At 69.8% G+C, this 17,789-nt stretch carries 18 protein-coding genes; 14 read left to right on the forward strand and 4 right to left on the reverse strand.

Annotation, left to right across the window (positions count from 1 at the left end; translation table 11 throughout):
* Positions 1-552: 552 nt before the first annotated feature.
* The gene (locus tag ABD289_RS07850) at positions 553-1,596 is read left to right on the forward strand and encodes a C40 family peptidase (protein WP_344128253.1); all 1,044 of its coding nucleotides are present in this window, start codon (positions 553-555) and stop codon (positions 1,594-1,596) included.
* A gap of 247 nt (positions 1,597-1,843) precedes the next feature.
* Here ABD289_RS07850 and ABD289_RS07855 read toward each other — a convergent pair whose 3' ends face one another.
* On the reverse strand, positions 1,844-3,652 hold the full coding sequence (locus ABD289_RS07855) for an AMP-dependent synthetase/ligase (RefSeq protein ID WP_344128255.1): 1,809 nt from the start codon (positions 3,650-3,652) through the stop codon (positions 1,844-1,846).
* Positions 3,653-3,911: 259 nt separating this feature from the next.
* On the opposite strand from ABD289_RS07855, the gene ABD289_RS07860 reads away from it, so the two are divergent.
* From ABD289_RS07860 to ABD289_RS07880, 5 genes are all read left to right on the forward strand, one after another.
* Positions 3,912-4,700: a metallophosphoesterase family protein gene (locus tag ABD289_RS07860; protein WP_344128257.1), complete on the forward strand. Its 789-nt coding sequence runs from the start codon at positions 3,912-3,914 to the stop codon at positions 4,698-4,700.
* Positions 4,701-4,778: 78 nt separating this feature from the next.
* The gene (locus ABD289_RS07865) at positions 4,779-5,222 is read left to right on the forward strand and encodes an SRPBCC family protein (protein WP_344128259.1); all 444 of its coding nucleotides are present in this window, start codon (positions 4,779-4,781) and stop codon (positions 5,220-5,222) included.
* A 6-nt stretch (positions 5,223-5,228) separates the two neighbouring features.
* Complete coding sequence (locus ABD289_RS07870) at positions 5,229-6,446, forward strand: ArsA family ATPase (RefSeq protein WP_344128261.1); 1,218 nt, start codon at positions 5,229-5,231, stop codon at positions 6,444-6,446.
* A gap of 1 nt (position 6,447) precedes the next feature.
* Complete coding sequence (locus ABD289_RS07875; protein ID WP_344128264.1) at positions 6,448-6,819, forward strand: hypothetical protein; 372 nt, start codon at positions 6,448-6,450, stop codon at positions 6,817-6,819.
* On the forward strand, positions 6,813-7,745 hold the full coding sequence (locus ABD289_RS07880; RefSeq protein ID WP_344128266.1) for an ROK family protein: 933 nt from the start codon (positions 6,813-6,815) through the stop codon (positions 7,743-7,745). Before ABD289_RS07875 ends, ABD289_RS07880 begins: the two co-directional genes overlap by 7 nt.
* Positions 7,746-7,773: 28 nt before the next feature.
* Here the strand turns inward: ABD289_RS07880 and ABD289_RS07885 are convergent, their stop codons facing one another.
* Positions 7,774-8,349, reverse strand: a complete 576-nt coding sequence (locus tag ABD289_RS07885; RefSeq protein WP_344128268.1) for a DUF308 domain-containing protein — start codon at positions 8,347-8,349, stop codon at positions 7,774-7,776.
* Positions 8,346-9,113, reverse strand: coding sequence for an alpha/beta hydrolase (locus ABD289_RS07890; protein WP_344129164.1), 768 nt, complete (start codon positions 9,111-9,113; stop codon positions 8,346-8,348). Before ABD289_RS07890 ends, ABD289_RS07885 begins: the two co-directional genes overlap by 4 nt.
* A 224-nt stretch (positions 9,114-9,337) precedes the next feature.
* Between ABD289_RS07890 and ABD289_RS07895 the strand changes: the two genes are divergently transcribed.
* The 8 genes from ABD289_RS07895 (at position 9,338) to ABD289_RS07930 (ending at position 15,818) form a co-directional block, all read left to right on the forward strand.
* Positions 9,338-10,084 (forward strand): lysophospholipid acyltransferase family protein, encoded by a 747-nt coding sequence (locus ABD289_RS07895; RefSeq protein WP_344128270.1) that lies wholly within the window; start codon positions 9,338-9,340, stop codon positions 10,082-10,084.
* A 61-nt stretch (positions 10,085-10,145) separates the two neighbouring features.
* A complete protein-coding gene (locus ABD289_RS07900) occupies positions 10,146-10,646 on the forward strand; it encodes a polyadenylate-specific 3'-exoribonuclease AS (RefSeq protein ID WP_344128273.1) in 501 nt (166 codons plus the stop codon).
* A 118-nt stretch (positions 10,647-10,764) separates the two neighbouring features.
* A complete protein-coding gene (locus ABD289_RS07905) occupies positions 10,765-11,790 on the forward strand; it encodes a 6-phosphofructokinase (RefSeq protein WP_344128275.1) in 1,026 nt (341 codons plus the stop codon).
* A 314-nt stretch (positions 11,791-12,104) separates the two neighbouring features.
* The gene (locus ABD289_RS07910; protein WP_344128277.1) at positions 12,105-12,902 is read left to right on the forward strand and encodes a thymidylate synthase; all 798 of its coding nucleotides are present in this window, start codon (positions 12,105-12,107) and stop codon (positions 12,900-12,902) included.
* Positions 12,899-13,357: a dihydrofolate reductase gene (locus ABD289_RS07915; protein ID WP_344128279.1), complete on the forward strand. Its 459-nt coding sequence runs from the start codon at positions 12,899-12,901 to the stop codon at positions 13,355-13,357. The genes ABD289_RS07910 and ABD289_RS07915 overlap by 4 nt, the downstream gene beginning before the upstream one ends.
* Positions 13,358-13,464: 107 nt before the next feature.
* The gene (locus ABD289_RS07920) at positions 13,465-13,677 is read left to right on the forward strand and encodes a hypothetical protein (RefSeq protein WP_344128281.1); all 213 of its coding nucleotides are present in this window, start codon (positions 13,465-13,467) and stop codon (positions 13,675-13,677) included.
* Positions 13,678-13,750: 73 nt separating this feature from the next.
* The gene (locus ABD289_RS07925; RefSeq protein ID WP_344128284.1) at positions 13,751-14,224 is read left to right on the forward strand and encodes a PPOX class F420-dependent oxidoreductase; all 474 of its coding nucleotides are present in this window, start codon (positions 13,751-13,753) and stop codon (positions 14,222-14,224) included.
* A gap of 208 nt (positions 14,225-14,432) precedes the next feature.
* Positions 14,433-15,818, forward strand: coding sequence for a class II 3-deoxy-7-phosphoheptulonate synthase (locus ABD289_RS07930; RefSeq protein WP_344128286.1), 1,386 nt, complete (start codon positions 14,433-14,435; stop codon positions 15,816-15,818).
* 45 nt (positions 15,819-15,863) lie between these two features.
* Here ABD289_RS07930 and mptB read toward each other — a convergent pair whose 3' ends face one another.
* Positions 15,864-17,417 carry a polyprenol phosphomannose-dependent alpha 1,6 mannosyltransferase MptB gene (gene mptB / locus ABD289_RS07935; RefSeq protein WP_344128288.1) on the reverse strand — a complete coding sequence of 518 codons (1,554 nt, stop codon included), beginning with the start codon at positions 17,415-17,417 and terminating at the stop codon, positions 15,864-15,866.
* Positions 17,418-17,789 lie beyond the last annotated feature (372 nt).

Here is a 17,789-nt window from a genome sequence, read left to right on the forward strand (position 1 = left end):
CCGCGGCGGCGCGAGCTGAGTCCCACACCTGAAACAGCGGCTCCGCCGCATACCGCAAGGACCCCTAAAACTTACGAGCGTTCGGTGCCCGAAATGTCCGGACAGTTTTAGGCAAAACTGTCGCGAGCGTGAGCGGGTGCCGGGTGGACGGTCTTGCAGCGCTTCTCGGGGTTGCTGGCCGCTCGGCGACGGAAGCGACCGCCCGCCGATGGCAGCGATGTGTCCGATTTCATAGGAGATCACCCGCTGTGCCCGATCAGGCGAGCGAAGGTCTCACTGGGGCAGGTGAAACCCGCCCGCCTTCGGTGACAGTGAGCGCATGACTCTCCTCCGTTAGGGGAAACCCGTGCGGCTTTTGCGAAAACATGCCCCGCTCCTGGACGGGCGGGCTCACCTTTCGTAACCTACTCGAGTCCTCGTGGCGATCAGTTGCTCAGACCGAGCGACCCACGGGGCGCCGCTACACCGGTTGTCGGGGAACCGTGCCGCGACCTGGATGCGAAATCCGCCGCGGCAAAAGCGGTTCGAGGAATTGAAGGAGCTGTGCGCGACGTGGCGTCGCACGGAATCAAGCGTTCATTGCGAGGTGCACTGGCCGCGACCGCGGTAGCAGCGGTCGTCGGCGTGGCAGCCGGTCCTGCATCCGCTGATCCGGCCCTGCCCGACACTGCCTCGGAAGCCGCCCAGCAGGTGCGGGATCTGCAGCACAAGGCCGAGCAGCTCACCGAGGAGAAGAAGAAGGCCGAGGACGATCACGACGCCAAGGAAGAGGAGCTCAAGCGGGCTGAAGCGCAGGCGGCGCAGGCCGAACAGGTCGCCGAACAAGCGCGGATCACCGAAGAGCAGTTCCGCGGCAAGGTCGATCGGCTCACGCACGCCAGCTACCAGGGCGCGCGTCTGAACAAGCTCTCCGCGCTGCTGGTCAGCGAATCGCCGTCGGCGTTCCTCGACCGGGCGTCCGCGCTGGACGAGCTGGCCAAGGACAACAACAAGGCGATCCAGGCGCTCGCCGCCGCCACGCACCAGGCCGAGGCCGCCGAGAAGACCGCGCACGAGGCGCGGGACCGCGCTGCCAAGGCCGAAGCCGACGCTGCTCGCATCGAGCAGGAGCTCGAGGCCAAGACCGAGGCGATGCAGGAGCAGATCGACGAGGTCGAGGAGCGCTACAACGAGCTCAGCGGCGCTGAGCAGGACTCGCTGCTGTCCGACGGCTCCACCGATCACGGTCTGCTCGCCGGCTCCGGTGCCGCGATCCAGGCGGTCAACGCCGCGCTGAGCAAGCAGGGCTCCCCGTACGTGTGGGGTGCCAAGGGTCCGAGCAGCTTCGACTGCTCCGGCCTGATGCAGTGGGCCTACGAGCAGGCTGGCGTGTCGATCGGCGCCTCCACCAAGACCCAGGTCAACGACGGCAAGTCGGTCTCGGCGAGCAACCTGAAGCCGGGCGACATGATCTTCTACTACCAGCCGGTCAGCCACGTCTCGATGTACATCGGCAACGGCAAGGCCGTGCACGCGCCGACTTCGGGCGACGTGGTCAAGGTCGATGAGTACGACGACATCGGCAACGTGACGGCGATCCGCCGCGTCGCCGGCTGACGCACTCGTCTCCACGAACTCGGGGCGGGCACCACTTCGGTGCCCGCCCCGAGTTCTTCGTGCGCGGGATTCGTGATCGAAGCGGGCGGGATCACGCGCGATCTCGGGCGAAATCGCCCATCCGGCACTGCCGTCCGAGCGAAAAAGGGCCCGGGGCCGGTGGAATCCGGACCCGGGCCCCCTGCACCCGATCTTCAAAAGGCCGGTGGTGCGCCGGCGGCCCCGGCGACACCGATTTCGCCGTGCTTCAGGAGTAGATCGCCTCGATGTCGGCCGCGTGGTTTTCCGCGACCTTGTTGCGCTTGAGCTTCATGCTCGGCGTCAATTCCCCGGTAGCTTCGGTGAAATCCTCCGGGAGGATGCGGAACTGCTTGATGGCCTCGGCCTTGGAAACGTTCTGGTTGGCTTCCTCGACGGCCTTCTGAACCTCCGCGCGGAGGTCGGCGTCCTCGACCAGCTCACTCATGGGCATGTCGGCCGGGCGGTTGTTGTTCGCCAGCCAGGACGGGACGAACTCCGCGTCCAGGGTGATCAGGACGCCGATGAACGGCTTCTGATCGCCCACCACCATGCACTGGCTGATCAGCGGATGGGAGCGCAGCGAGTCCTCGAGCACGGCGGGGGCGACGTTCTTGCCACCCGCCGTCACGATGATCTCCTTCTTGCGCCCCGTGATGCGCAGGTAGCCGTCCTCGTCCAGGGAGCCCAGGTCGCCGGTGTGGAACCAGCCGTCCTCGAGGGACTCCTTGGTGGCGGTCTCGTTGTTCCAGTACTCCTTGAACACCACGTCGCCCTTGATCAGCACCTCGCCGTCCTCGGCGATGCGGATCGTGGTGCCCGCCAGCGGGCGGCCGACCGTGCCGACCTTGAAGCCGTCCTGCACGTTGACCGCGGCGGCCGCGGTCGTCTCGGTGAGCCCGTAGCCCTCCAGCACCGGTACGCCGACGCCGCGGAAGAAGTGCGCCAGCCGCTCGCCCAGCGGCGCGCCACCGGAGACGGCGGCGATGCAGCGGCCGCCCAGCGCGTTGCGCAGCTTGCCGTAGACCAGCTTGTCGAAGACGAAGTGCTTGGCCTTGAGGGCCAGGCCGGGGCCGCCGCTGTCCTGGGCCCGGCTGTAGGCGACCGCGGTCTCCTCGGCGATGTCGAAGATGCGGCCCTTGCCCTCGGCGTGCGCCTTCTGCTTGGCCGAGTTGTAGACCTTCTCGAACACGCGCGGCACGGCCAGCACGAACGTGGGCCGGAACGAGCCGAGGTCGTTGACCAGGTCCTTGATGTCCGGCGTGTGGCCCAGGGTGACCCGGCCGTAGATGCACATGACGGTGATCGCGCGGGCGAGCACGTGCGCCAGCGGCAGGAACATCAGCAGCGAGTTGCCCGGCTCGGTCAGCTGCGGGAACGCGTTGATGTCCGCTCGCACCTCGGCGAGCATGTTGCGGTGCGTGAGCACGCAGCCCTTCGGCCGGCCGGTGGTGCCCGAGGTGTAGATCAGCGTGGCGGGATCTTCGGCGTTCACGGCCTTGCGGCGCTCGTGGACCTGGCTGTCGGCGACCTCGTTGCCGAGGGCGGTCAGCTCGTCGATCGCGCCTGCCGCGCCGCCGCCGGTCGGGCCGTCGATCTGCCACAGGTGGCCGACCTCGGAGAGCCGGTCGATCACCTTGTCCACCTCGGCGCGGTGCGCCTCGGTCTCCACGATCACGGCCTTCGCACCCGAGTCGGTGAGGATCCACTCGGCCTGGTCGGACGACGAGGTGTCGTAGATCGGCACCGTGACGCAGCCCGCGGACCAGATCGCGAAGTCGAGCAGGGTCCACTCGTAGCGAGTGCGCGACATCAGGCCGACCCGCTCACCGGGCTGCAGCCCGGCGGCGATGATGCCCTTGGCCACGGCCAGCACCTGCGCGGCGAAGTCGGCCGCGGTGACGTCGACCCAGGTGCCGTCGACGCGTCGGCGGAAGCTCACCGTGCTCCCGAAGCGCTCCGCGTTGGCCCACACCATGTCGGTGAGGTTCTCGTCCTCAGCCACTTTGGTAGTGGCGGGTGCGCTGATCTCTCGCACGTCGAAACCTCCGGAAAACACGCAGTCAGTCGGGCACAACCTAACGCCGATAGTTACTCGGCGGTAGTCCCCGTTTTCTCAGCCCACAGCAGCGAACACAGCCTAGCCCGAGCTGATTCGAAAAGATCGGCGGCCGGTCGGTCACGCTATGTTTCGGACTGTTGCAGTCACCATCCAGTGCACAACGCGGGCTGCGATTCGGCATCCGTTGCGGCTAAGTTCATGACACGGAAGTGTCCATCGAGGGGAGTTATTCGTTTTGCGCGTCCACGTCGTGTCCGACGTCCACGGCAACGTCGAGGCGTTCAAACGCGCCGGAGACGGGGCCGACGCGCTGGTCGTGCTCGGTGACCTGATCGACTTCGTCGACTACCACGATCACGGCAACGGAATCCTGGGCCGCATCTTCGGCGCGGAGAAGGTCGCCCGGTTCGCCGAGCTGCGTCGCAGCAGGCGAGGGCCGGAGTTCGGCAACTACGTGCGTTCACTGTGGGACAGCTTGACCGATCCGGCGCAGACGGTGGCCGACGCGGTGCGCGAGCAGTACGCGGAGCTCTTCGCCGTGATGACCGCGCCCACCTACCTCACCCCGGGCAACGTGGACGCTCCGCACCTGTGGCCGGAGTTCGCCCGCGAGGGCATCCAGGTGCTCGACGGGGAGGCGACCGAGATCGGCGGCCTGCGCTTCGGCTTCGTCGGCGGTGTCCGGCTGCCCGAGGGTGCTGTGCTGCGCAGGCACTCGGCGTGGGTGCCGCACCTGCTGGAGTCCGAGGACTACGACCGGCTGGTGGCCGCGCTCCCGGAGGTCGACGTGCTCTGCAGCCATCAGCCGCCAGCCGTGCCCGAGCTGACCTACGACGTGGTCGCCCGCCGCCCGGAGCTGGGTGCGCCGTCGTTGCTGGAGCGCATCCGCACCGATCGGCCGCGCTGGTCGCTGTTCGGCCACGTGCACCAGCCGCTGGCGCCGCGAATGCGAATCGGTCGCACGGAATGCGTCAACGCGGGGCATTTCCAGCGCACCGAGAAACCCTATGTGCTGCGCTGGTGACATCGGGTCGCGGCAGCGCGGCACGAACCGCCCTCCTCGTTGACGCCGGGGGAGCGGGCAACCGGTAACCTGCGGCGCATGGTCGATCAGTCCACCCAGTCCATCGAGATCGAAGCCCCCGCTGCGCGGATCATGGCGGTCATCGCGGATTTCCCGGCCTATCCGGAGTGGGCGGAAGCGGTCAAGGAGACCGAGGTGCTCTCCAGCGACTCCGGTGGCAACGCCGAGAAGGTCCGCTTCGTGCTGGACGCAGGCGTGGTCAAGGACACCTACATCAACGTCTACAGCTGGGCCGCTGACGGCCTGTCGGTGAGCTGGGAGTTGACCGAGGGCCAGGTGCAGAAGGCGCAGCAGGGCAGCTACCGCCTCGAACCGCTCGACGACGGGCGCACCCGCGTCACCTACAGCCTGGCGGTCGACTTGGCGATCCCGATGATCGGCATGTTCCGCCGCAAGGCCGAGAAAATGATCATGGATACGGCGCTCAAGGAGCTGAAGCGCCGCGTGGAGAAGGCCGAATAGAGCCCGTTGCGCATACTCCTCTTCACCGGAAAGGGCGGGGTCGGCAAGACCACCCTCGCCGCGGCAACCGCCGCCCGCGTCGCCGGGCAGGGCGGCAAGGTGTTGACGGTCTCCACCGACCCGGCGCACTCCCTCGCGGACGCTCTGGGCACCGAACTCGGCGCGCAACCCCGCGAGGTCCGCCTGGCCGAGACCGGCACCGCGCTGCACGCCGCCGAGGTCCACACCAGGGAACTCCTCGACGGCAACTGGGGCGAGCTGCGCGAGCACCTGCAGACGCTGCTGCACGGCGCCGGGGTCGGCGAGGTCGACGCCGAGGAGCTGACCGTGCTTCCCGGCGTCGAGGACCTGCTCGCGCTCACCGAGGTGCACCGGCTGGCCAGCAGCGGTCTGTGGGACACCGTGATCGTCGACTGCGGTCCGACCGCGGAGACGCTGCGACTGCTGGCTCTCCCGGAATCGCTGGCCGGCTACCTGGAACGCCTGTTCCCCGCCCATCGCCGCGCGGTGCGCGGACTGCTGGCCGGAGTGGCCGGCAGCGACCGGCTGGATCGCTGGGACGCGGTCGCCGACGGCCTCGGCAGGTTGGCCGAGCGGTTGGCCGCGCTCAAGGACATGCTCACCGCCGAGGGCACCAGCGTCCGGCTGGTGCTCACCCCGGAGTCGGTGGTCGCCGCCGAGACCCGTCGCACCCTGACCGCGCTGGCGCTGCAGCAGATCCGCGTGGACGGCCTGGTCGCCAACCGCCTGGTCCCGCACCCGGGGTCGAGTCGCAGCACCGCGGCGGGCTGGATGCGCACCCGCCGCGCCGAGCAGGAGGAGGTCCTGGACTCGTTGCGGGAGGCCGCCGACGTACCGCTGCGTTGCGCTGCGCACCGGGCGCGCGAACCGATCGGCACCGGCGCGCTGCTGGAGCTCGGCGCCGAGCTCTACGGGGACGCCGACCCGCTGGAGAACACCTCCTCCGCGCCGACGATGCGGGTCGGCGGGGGAGGGCGGTCGCTGGACTCGGAGTACACCCTGCTGGTCGGGTTGCCGCTGCATCCGGCCGCCGAGGTCGATCTCGCTCGCATCGGCGATGAGCTGGCGATCACGGTCGACGGGCGCAGGCGGCTGGTGATGCTTCCCGCCGTGCTGCAGCGTTGCGTGGTGACCTCCGCGGTCGCCGGCGATGACGGGCTGACGGTGCGGTTCCGGCCCGACCCCGAGCTGTGGATGCGGTGATGTGCGAGTGGACGACATGCGCGATGAGGACCGGCACGAGCAGCTGGCCGAGGAACTCCGGCTGCTGCTGGACGCCGCGGCGGGCCGGGCCGAGGAGTACCTGCGCGGCTGCGAGGCGCCCGAGGACGGCCAGGCCTGCTGCCGGTGCCCGTTCTGCGCGGCGATGACGCTGGTGCGCGGGCAGCGCACCGACATCACCGAGCAGCTGCTCGGCGTCGTGCAGCTGCTGCGCCAGGCCCTGGCCGAGCACCGCGACGAGACCCCCGCGCCCCCGGCCGCGGACGAGGAGGACGTCGCAGAACCGAAGGTGCAGCGCATCCAGGTTCAGCGGGTCCGAGGTCCGGTGCTGACGGAGCAGGACGCGTCGTGCTGACGGTCGGAGTCGACGTCGGCGGCACCAGCGTGCGCGCCGCGGTCGTGGATCAGCACGGCGAGATCCTGCAGACCCACCGGGTCCGCACCCCGGGCACCGGTGCGGAGCTCAACGCGGCCATCGCCGAGACCGTTCGCGTGCTCGCCGACCGGTATCCGGTCTCCGGTGTGGGGCTCGCGGTGGCCGGGTTCGTCAGCGAGGACCTGCGCGTGGTTCGTTTCGCCCCGCACCTGGCCTGGCGGCACGTCGCAGTCGCCGATGAGCTCGCCGCCCGCCTGGGACTTCCGGTGGTGCTCGAGCACGACGCCAACGCCGCGGCGGTGGCCGAGCAGCGCTTCGGCACCGCCATCGGGGCGCGCGTGGCGGCGCTGGTCGCCATCGGCACCGGCATCGGCGGTGCGCTGGTCATCGGCGGCGAGGTCTTCCGGGGTGCCCACGGCGTGGCGCCCGAACTCGGCCACCTGCGGCTGGTCCCGGACGGTCGGGAGTGCCCGTGCGGCAAGCGCGGCTGCTGGGAGCGCTACTGCAGCGGCACGGCATTGGCGGCCACCGCGGTGCAGCTGCGCGGCGAGGGGGCGAGCTCGTTGCCCGCCCAGCCCACCGGTGTGGACGTGGCGCGGGCCGCGGAGGCCGGGGACCAGGTGGCGTTGCGCGCCGTCGAGGAGCTCGCCCGCTGGCTCGGCGAGGGCCTGGCGCTGGTCTCCGACGTCTACGACCCGGAGGTCGTGGTCCTCTCCGGCGGTGTTTCGGATTCCGCCCACCTGTTCCTGGACCGCGCCCGCGAGCACTACGCGGCCGCGGTCACCGGCGCGGGCCACCGTCCGCTCGCGCAGGTCCGCGTGGCCCACTTCGGGGACCCGGCGGTCATGATCGGCGCGGCCGCCATCGCGCGCGAGCACGCGCTGTCCGGTCCGGCAGTCCTCTAGCGAGCCGATCCGAGGCGGCGTTCGCGGCTCAGACCTGGGCCCCGTCGTCGTCCGGATCCGTGGGGTCGGTCGGGGGCGTCCGGCGCAGGCGGAAGAGCAACCAGCCGATGCCTCCGCTGATCAGGACGAGGCTGAGCGGCAGCTGCGCCGTCGCGGAGAGTCCGGCCAGGCCGGGGAACAGCAGGACTGCCAGCCCGAGCACCACGATCGCGAAGCCGAGCAGGGTCGCCGGCTTCGGGACGGGCAGCGGTGGTGGTTCCGGCGGGACGAAGTGCCCCTCTTCTTCCTCGCCGGGGGCCCAATCGCGCGGGCCAGTCCCGATTTCGGCCGGTTCCGCCCTCGGCGGCTCGGACTTCGGGGGCTCGGACTTCGGGGGCTCGGACTTCGGCGGTTCGGACCGCGGCGGCTCGGACTTCGGGGAGTCGGGCTTCGGCGGCTCGGCTTCGGCGGGCCGGTCCTTCACGTCGGTGCTCTCGGAACCGGAGTCCGACGTGGACGACGTCCAGCGCGCGAAGGTCTCGTCCTGCTCGAGATCGGCGACGATCTCGGCGAAGGCGGCGTCGATGTCCTCGGGTCCGTCCGAGGAGTCGCGGCGGGCGCTCATACGGTTTCCTCGCTGCGGTCGCGGTGGACCCGCTGCACGAACTTCACGCTGCTGGAGAAGATTTGCGGCGCGTCGTAGTCCAGAGTCGCCACGTGGTGGCTGTCGGCCAGCACGATCTCGTGGGCATCGGTGCTGCGCACTCCGCGCAGCACGGCGGCGGAGCTGGCGGGTTCCACGACGTTGTCGACCGCCGAGCGGATCAGCAGCAGCGGCTGCTCGATCGCGCCGAGGTGGCGGTGCACCACGCGCCAGAGCTGCTGCAGGCTGGCCATCGCCTTCAGCGGCAACCGGTCGTAGGCCAGCTCCTCGGTGCCGGGTTTGGCGATGTCGCCGGCGATCGCGGCGATCGACGGCACCACCTTGCTCAGCACCGGAAGCAGCTTCGCGGATCTCCGCAGGGTCAGCACCGACGGGTTGACCACGACGAGCCCGGCGATGTCCGGATGCCGCTGGGCCAATCGCAGCGCCAGCGTGCCGCCCATCGACAGCCCGCACACGTACACCTCGCGGTAGCGCGACTTCAGGTCCTCGTAGGCGGCTTCGGCCGCGCCGTACCAGTCCTGCCACGTGGTCCGGTTGAGGTCCTGCCAGCGGGTGCCGTGCCCGGGCAGCAGCGGAAGCCGCACCGAGTAGCCCGCCGCCGCCAGGTGCTCGGCCCACGGCCGCATGCTCTGCGGAGTACTGGTCAGGCCGTGACACAGCAGCACGCCGATGTCTTCCGAGCCTTCGTGGTTGAACGGTTCGGCACCGGAGAGCACGGACACCCAGGCCTCCCAACGACTCACATCCCTGGTTCCGCTTCTCATGTTCGCACGCCAAGCCGACGAATGGGACGGGATCTCGGCGCGTGCTCACCCGGGATCGACGCGCCGGGGCGAGCGCTTAGCAGGTCGAGTTCGAACGCCTATGTCACGGCCGCATTGTGCGCGCAGATGGCGCTCCGTACGCTGAACAGGAACGTTTCGCGGATGAGGAGGCGGCGAGCGCCGTGATGTACTGGGTGATGAAGCACCTTCTGCTCGGTCCACTCATGAAGCTGTTCTGCCGCCCGCGGGTCGAGGGAATCGAGCACATCCCGACCGACGGCCGCGCGATCCTGGTCAGCAATCACCTGGCGGTGGCCGACTCGTTCTTCATGCCGCTGATGATGCCGCGCAGGGTGACGTTCCTGGCCAAGCGCGAGTACTTCACCGGCAAGGGCGTCAAGGGCAAGTTGAAGAAGGCGTTCTTCTCCGGGGTCGGGCAGGTGCCCATCGACCGCTCCAGCGGGGCCGCCGCGCAGGCGGCGCTGGATACCGGTGCGCGGCTGCTGTCCGAGGGCAAGCTGCTGGGCGTCTACCCGGAGGGCACCCGCTCCCCCGACGGCAGGCTCTACAAGGGCAAGACCGGTGTGGCGCGGATGGCCCTGGAGTCCGGCGCACCGGTGATCCCGATCGCGATGGTCGGCACCGACAAGGTCAATCCGCTGGGCTCGAAGATGTGGTACCCGCACAAGGTCATCGTGCGGGTCGGCGAGCCGCTCGACTTCTCCCGCTACGAGGGCATGGCCGGTGACCGCTTCGTGGAGCGCTCGATCACCGACGAGATCATGTACGCCCTGATGGAGCTGGGCGGGCAGGAGTACGTCGACGTCTACGCCGCCAAGGTCAAGGACGAGCTGGCCGCGCAGGGCAAGGAGGTCGCGGGCTGGCAGGCGGCCGGCGACGAGCGGCTGCCCGAGTCCAAGGCCGGCTGAGGCCCGGCACCGAGCCGACCCGGCCCCCACCGGCCGAAACGCGGCCGCTTAGGGTGTCGAGGTGCGGTATTTCTACGACTGCGAGTTCATCGAGGACGGGCACACCATCGATCTGGTGTCGATCGGAGTGGTCGACGAGTCCGGCCGGGAGTTCTACGCGGTATCGACCGAGTTCGACGCGAACAAGGCCGGTTCCTGGGTGCGCCAGCACGTCCTTCCGCAGTTGCCGCCGCCGTCCGAGCAGACCTGGAAGTCGCGGTCGAACATCCGCGACGACCTCTACGAGTTCCTGACCTCGCGCAGCGGGGACGTCGAGCTGTGGGCCTGGTACGCGGCCTACGACCACGTGGCGCTGGCCCAGCTGTGGGGACCGATGCCGACGTTGCCGAGGCGGGTCCCGAAGTTCACCCGCGATCTGCGGCAGCGCTGGGAGGACGTGGGCAAGCCGAAGCTCCCGGGCGCGCCGGACAACGCGCACGACGCGCTGGCCGATGCCAAGCACAACCTGGAGCGCTGGAAGGTCATCGAGGAGGTCCGCCGCAAGCGCGGCTTCGCCTCCTAGCGCGCGGTTGCCGACGTTCCGGTTGCTTGCTGCACCGATACAGCCCGTGACAGGGTGTCCACAGGGGGAGACGTGGATCACTTCAGGGCTGAGGAGGGTGGCAAGGATGCCGGCTGGAATGCGTGTCGGAGTGCTCACCGGTGGCGGGGACTGTCCCGGGCTGAACGCGGTGCTCCGCGCGATCACCCGTAAGGGGATCTCGGTTCACGGGCACGAGATCCTCGGTTTTCGCAGCGGATGGCAGGGCCCGATCGAGGGGCTGACCAAACCGCTGAGCCTCGACAAGGTCGAGGAGATCCTCAATCGCGGCGGCACGATCCTGGGGTCGTCGCGCACCAATCCCTACAAGGTGGACAACGGCATCGAGCGGCTCAAGGCCACCCTCGATGCCGAGCGGGTGGACGCGCTGATCGCGATCGGCGGCGAGGACACCCTGGGCGTCGCCGAGCAGCTCACGCACGACGGCGTGCCGGTGGTCGGCGTGCCGAAGACCATCGACAACGACCTCGGAGCCACCGACTACACCTTCGGGTTCGACACCGCGGTGCACATCGCCACCGAGGCCATCGATCGGCTGCGCACCACCGCCGAGTCGCATCACCGAGCGCTGGTTGTGGAGGTCATGGGCCGCCACGCGGGTTGGATCGCACTGCACTCCGGCCTGGCAGGCGGTGCGAACGTGATCCTGGTTCCCGAGCAGGAGTTCGACGTCGACCAGGTCACCGAGTGGGTGCAGCAGCGCTTCGAGGGCCAGTACGCGCCGATCATCGTGGTCGCCGAGGGCGCGGTTCCGCAGGGCGGCGGGGAAGTGCTGGCCGACGGCGAGAAGGACGCGTTCGGGCACGTCCGGCTGGGCGGCGTCGGCACCTGGCTGGCCGACGAGATCGCCCGCCGGACCGGCAAGGAGTCCCGCGCGGTGGTGCTGGGGCACGTGCAGCGCGGGGGCACGCCCACCGCCTACGACCGGGTGCTGGCGACCCGCTTCGGACTGCACGCGATCGACGCGGTCAGCGAGGGCGATCACGGCAAGATGGTCGCGCTGCGAGGCACCGACATCGTCCGGGTGCCGCTGTCGGAGGCCACCGCCGAGCTCAAGACCGTCCCGCTCGAGCGCTACAACGAGGCCGAGGTGCTGTTCGGCTGAGCGGCCGCGCGACGCGGCCGCAGGCGCGCGGCGCGGCCGCAGGCGCGCGGCGCCGGGGTCTCCGAGTTCGGGAGGCCCCGGCTGCGTTGCGGTTCCTCGCAGTACGCGGAACCGTATGCGGGATGGGACTCAGCTCGCGCTGCGGCGAGGACGGCCGCAGCCGCGCAGGTCGCTGCTCAAGTCTCGGAGCCCGGAATCCGGCGGCGTCCGAGGTTTCGCTCCCGGCGCCGCCACGCCAACCGCAACTGACGCATCTCCTCAGCCCGGGCGATCGGTTCCGAGGTGGGACGAGCCGCTCGTCTAGGCTGGTGGGCATGCCGGACACGCAGTACGAAGACCTCCTCAGCCACGTGCTCGACACGGGCACCCGCAAGGACGACCGCACGGGCACGGGCACCCGGTCGATCTTCGGTCACCAGCTGCGCTACCGGCTCTCCGACGGCTTTCCGCTGCTCACCACGAAGAAGGTCCACTTCAAGTCGGTGGCCTACGAGCTGCTGTGGTTCCTGCGCGGGGATTCCAACGTCAAGTGGCTGCAGGAAAACGGCGTGACCATCTGGGACGAGTGGGCCGCGCCGGACGGTGATCTGGGGCCGATCTACGGCGTGCAGTGGCGCTCCTGGCCGACTCCGGACGGCGGGCACATCGACCAGCTCAGCGAGGTGCTGCGCACGCTGCGCGAGAACCCCGATTCCCGGCGGATCATCGTCTCGGCGTGGAACGTCGCCGACATCCCGCAGATGGCGTTGCCGCCGTGCCACGCGTTCTTCCAGTTCTACGTCGCCGACGGGAAGCTGTCCTGCCAGCTGTACCAGCGCAGCGCGGACCTGTTCCTCGGTGTTCCGTTCAACATCGCCAGCTACGCGCTGCTGACGCACATGATCGCCCAGCAGGTCGGTCTCGGCGTCGGTGACTTCGTCTGGACCGGCGGTGACTGCCACATCTACGACAACCACGACGAGCAGGTGCGCAAGCAGCTCTCGCGCGACGCGCGGCCGTTCCCGACGCTGAACCTCAAGCCGGCGGAGAGCCTGTTCGACTACACCTACGAGCACTTCGAGATCGACGGCTACGACCCGCACCCCGGCATCAAGGCACCGGTGGCGGTGTGATCGGGCTGATCTGGGCGCAGGCGTCCAACGGGGTCATCGGCCGCGACGGCATCATGCCCTGGCACCTGCCGGAGGACATGAAGCACTTCCGCGAGACCACCTCGGGCGCGGCAGTGCTGATGGGCAGGCGAACCTGGGAGTCGCTTCCCGCGCGGTTCCGGCCGCTGCCGGGCAGGCGCAATCTCGTGCTCTCGCGCACTCCGCAGGAAGGCGCGGAGACCTTCCCGGACCTGCGGCAGGCACTCGCCGCGGTCTCCGGTGACGTGTGGGTGATGGGCGGTGCCGAGGTGTACCGCGCGGCGCTGCCGGTGGCCGACCGGATCGAGGTGACCGAGATCCGCGAGTCCTTCGAGGGCGATACGCACGCGCCGGAGGTGGGTCGCGAGCCGGACGCGGTCGGGGAGTGGCAGGAGTCCTCCACCGGACTGCACTACCGGTTCCTGACCTGGGGCTGAGCAGGCCGCTCTCGGGCAGGCGCGTTCACCTCGTTTTCGACCAGCGCACCGAGTGCCCGCGCTGCAATTCTCCCAGGAAGTCCCGCCAGTCGGCCGAATACCTGCGCGTGGGCTCGGCGCTGGCGCTGTTCGTCTTCCCGGTGCTGAGCACGGCCCTGGCCAGCGGGGTGTTCTGGGTGATCGCTCTCGCCCCGCTGATGGGCCTGGTCGCCTCGGTCGCACGCGCTGGGAACGGGTCGGCCACGACGCGGACGTGCTGGAAGCCGAGCGGCAGCAGGAGAAGCCGCGGTCTGAGGTCCGGTCCCGGTCCGGTGCGCTAGCGCCCGCGGACTTGCGGTGATCGTTACACTGTCACTGTCACGGTCACATTGGTGCAGTTGAACGGAGCGTTCGATGTCGCGACGCGGTCAGATCACCATGTCCGAGGATGAGATCAGCGATTTCATCGCCGACCAGCGGGTGGTGGTGCTGGCGACCGTGAAGTCCGACGGGCGCCCGCACCTGGTCCCGATGTGGTTCCTCCCGGACGGCAAGACCATCGAGGTCTGGTCCTACGGCCGCTCGCAGAAGACCGTCAACCTCCGGCGCGATCCCCGCGCCACGCTGCTGGTGGAGACCGGCACGGACTACGGCGAACTCCGGGGCGTCTCGCTGGAATGCGACGTCGAGCTGCTCGAAGAACCCGACGACATCGAACGCCTCGGCCTGGGACTGGCGGTCCGCTACGGCCAGCTCTCCGAGGAGGACGCCCAGGACCCGGGCGTGCGCGAGATGATGCGCGGCCGCGCGAGCAAGCGCGTCGGCCTGCGCTTCACCCCGACCCGAACGATCACCTGGGACCACCGCAAGCTCGACGGCCAGTACTGACCATGTCGGTGCGGCTGTTCGTTCGGGGCTCTGGTGACAGTTCTGCCTAAAACTGTCCGGACAACGGCGCGAAGGCGGCAGCTCCGGCGGCGCGGTGGGTGCCGCGTCGTTCCGCCTGTTGGGACGGGGTCCGCGTCCGGTTCGCGGCAAGTGTGAGACTGCGCTCCCGGCAAAAAAGCGCTGGCGGCGAACGCCTATTCTGGGCTTCGTGAACTGGAGTGTGGATGTCCCCGTAGACGATCTTCCCGAACTGCCCCCGCTGCCGTCCGAGATGCGTGCCCAGCTGGACGACGCGCTGGCCCGTCCCGCGGCGCAGCAGCCTTCCTGGCCCGCCGAAGAGGTCGGGTCCGTGCGCAAGGTGCTGGAGAGCGTTCCGCCGGTGACCGTTCCTTCCGAGGTGGACCAGCTGCGTCGCCACCTCGCGTCGGTCGCCCGGGGCGAGGCGTTTCTGCTCCAGGGCGGTGACTGCGCGGAGACCTTTGCGGACAACACCGAGCCGCACATCCGGGGCAACATCCGCACCCTGCTGCAGATGGCCGTGGTGCTGACCTACGGCGCGAGCATGCCGGTGGTCAAGGTCGGCCGGATCGCCGGTCAGTACGGCAAGCCGCGTTCCAGCGACACCGACGCGCTCGGCCTGCCGACCTACCGCGGCGACATGGTCAACTCGCTGGTGGCCACCGAGGAGGCCCGCAAGCACGACCCGTCGCGGCTGATCCGCGCCTACGCCAACGCCAGCGCCGCGATGAACCTCTCCCGCGCGCTGACCAGCGCCGGAATGGCCGCGCTGACCCAGGTGCACGACTGGAACAAGGACTTCGTGCTCAACTCCCCGGCAGGGGAGCGCTACGAGTCCGTCGCCGCCGAGATCGACCGCGGCCTGCGGTTCATGCAGGCCTGCGGCGTGGACGACTCCAGCCTGCACTCGGTCGAGTTCTTCGCCAGCCACGAGGCGCTGGTGCTGGACTACGAGCGGGCCATGCTGCGCCTGGACACCTCCGGCGACCAGCCCCGGCTGTTCGACCTGTCCGGGCACTTCCTGTGGATCGGGGACCGGACCCGGCAGCTCGACGGCGCGCACATCGCGCTGGCCGAGACGATCTCCAACCCGATCGGCCTCAAGATCGGCCCGTCCACCACGCCCGAGCAGGCCGTGGAGTACGTCGAGCGGCTCGACCCGAACAACGAGCCGGGACGCCTGACGCTGATCAGCCGGATGGGCAACGGCAAGGTTCGCGACCTGCTGCCGCCGATCGTGGAGAAGGTCACCGCCTCCGGTCACCAGGTGATCTGGCAGTGCGACCCGATGCACGGCAACACCCACGAGGCCAGCACCGGCTACAAGACCCGGCACTTCGACCGCGTCGTCGACGAGGTGCAGGGCTTCTTCGAGGTGCACCACAAGCTGGGCACCCACCCGGGCGGCATCCACATCGAGCTCACCGGTGAGGACGTCACCGAGTGCGTCGGCGGTGCTCAGGAGATCTCCGACTCCGACCTGTCCGGCCGCTACGAGACCGCCTGCGACCCGCGCCTGAACACCCAGCAGTCGCTGGAACTGGCCTTCCTGGTCGCCGAGATGCTGCGCGGCTGACGACCCCGCGAGACGCCCCGGGCCACCGACGTGGCCCGGGGCGTTCTAGCGCTCGCGTTGTGCCGGGCGGAGCAGGTCTCGCATCGGGTCGCGGAGTCCGAGCGGGTCGAAGCGCTCCAGCGAGGCCGCGCCGAGCAGCGCCGCGGCTACCACGACCGCCATGAACGGGGTGTTGTACATCGCCTGCTCGCCGTCCGGGTAGTAGGCGAGGATCACCACGATCGAACCGCCGACCACGTAGGACAGGCCGCGCGAGGTCCAGGCGAACGCCGCGCCCATCGCCAGTCCCCAGCTCAGGTACCAGGGCAGCAGCACCGGGGACAGCAGCGCGCCGCAGCACAGCACGATGGCGGCGCGGCGCACCGCCTCGGAGCCGCCGTCGCGCGCCTGCCACCAGTTCCAGATCAGGATCCCGACCAGCAGCAACGATCCCAGCAGTCGGGTGGTGCCGACGAACGGCCAGATGCTGATCGGGCCGAACGCCGAGGCCAGCGCGTGCACGGCCTGGCCGAGCGCGGTCGGGGCGGACAGGTAGTTGACGATGATGCCCGGCGCCGACAGCGCGCTCAGCCAGCCGAGGCCGACCTTGGCCAGCACCGTGCACCCGCCGAACACGAGCGCGAACACGCTCAGCGCGGGAACCAGGGCGTGCAGGAACCGCCGCCACAGCGAGCCCTCGAGGTGCGAGGCCCAGATCCAGACCAGGAACGGCAGCGCGAGCCCGGCGGTCGCCTTGATCGCCATCGCGGCCGAGGCCATCGCGATGCCGCCCGCGTGGCGGCCGTCCAGCACCAGCAGCGTCCCGGCGGCCAGCATGCCGATCATCAGCATGTCGTTGTGCGGGCCGCCGACCAGCTGCACGACGGTCATCGGACTCGCCGCCACCAGCCACAGCGCCACCGGCAGCCGGCCGCCCAGGTGGCGGACCAGCCCGGGCAGCGAGCAGATCAGCAGCACCAGTCCGGAGAGCAGCACCAGGCGCATCGCGATGATGTTGGCGATGATGCTGTGCCCGGACAGCAGGATCACGCCCTTGGCGATCCCGATGAACAGCGGACCGTAGGGCGCGGGCGTGGTCTGCCAGGTCAGGTGCACGTTCTCCGGGATCGTCCCGGTGAGCATCGCGGGGCCGACGTCGTACGGGTCCATCCCGTGCAGGGCGAGCAGGCCCTGGCCGAGGTAGCTGTAGACGTCGCGGGTGAACAGCGGGGGTGCGATGAGCATCGGGGCCAGCCAAGCCCCGGTCGCCCAGAGCACCCCGCGCGCTTCCACCAGGTGCGCCAGCACGCCCCGGCCGAGCCGGATCCAGGCCCACACCAGCAGCGCGAAGCCGAGGTAGAGCACGGTCATCGCGATGTAGCGGCCGTGCCCGTAGCGCAGCGCTGACAGCGGGCCGTCGCCGAGGATCGGGTCGCTGAGCAGGATGCCGCCGGCGCCGAGGGAGCCGAACAGCAGCAGCACCGAGCCGATGGCGCCCAGCGCGATGGTGCGAAGCGGTAGCGGGCGACCGTCCTGGTCTCCGCTGAGGCTGAGCCGGCTGACTCCGCTGGTCCGTTCGGACGAGCTGGGCGCCGATTCGATCGAGGCACTCGGGGGCATGGTGTTCCCAATAGTTCCACAAGCGCCCATCCGTCCGATTCTGACCAGTCGAGATCGCGTCTCGGCCAGCTTCGGTCCGGATCTTCGGCGCACTGTCGCCGCAGGTAGATCGGGCACGACGCGAGCGCTACCGCGACGTGCCGAGATCAGGATCACACCCCCGCCGGTGGTTTCCACCGAAATGCGGCGGCGTGTCCGGATTCGCGGTCGCTTCAGTGCGCGGCGGCAGCCGCGTGCGGTGCGGGGCTCAGCTCGCACCGCCGCGGGTGCTCGGACGTCGTCGGGCGAGGCCGGCGGCGCCGCGCATTGGCCGCGCTCGAGTCACGGATCCCGGAGACCTGCGGTGTCCGGGATCCGCCACCGCACCGCCGA

The organism is Saccharopolyspora halophila, assembly GCF_039531955.1.
GTDB classification, from domain to species: Bacteria; Actinomycetota; Actinomycetes; order Mycobacteriales; family Pseudonocardiaceae; genus Saccharopolyspora; species Saccharopolyspora halophila.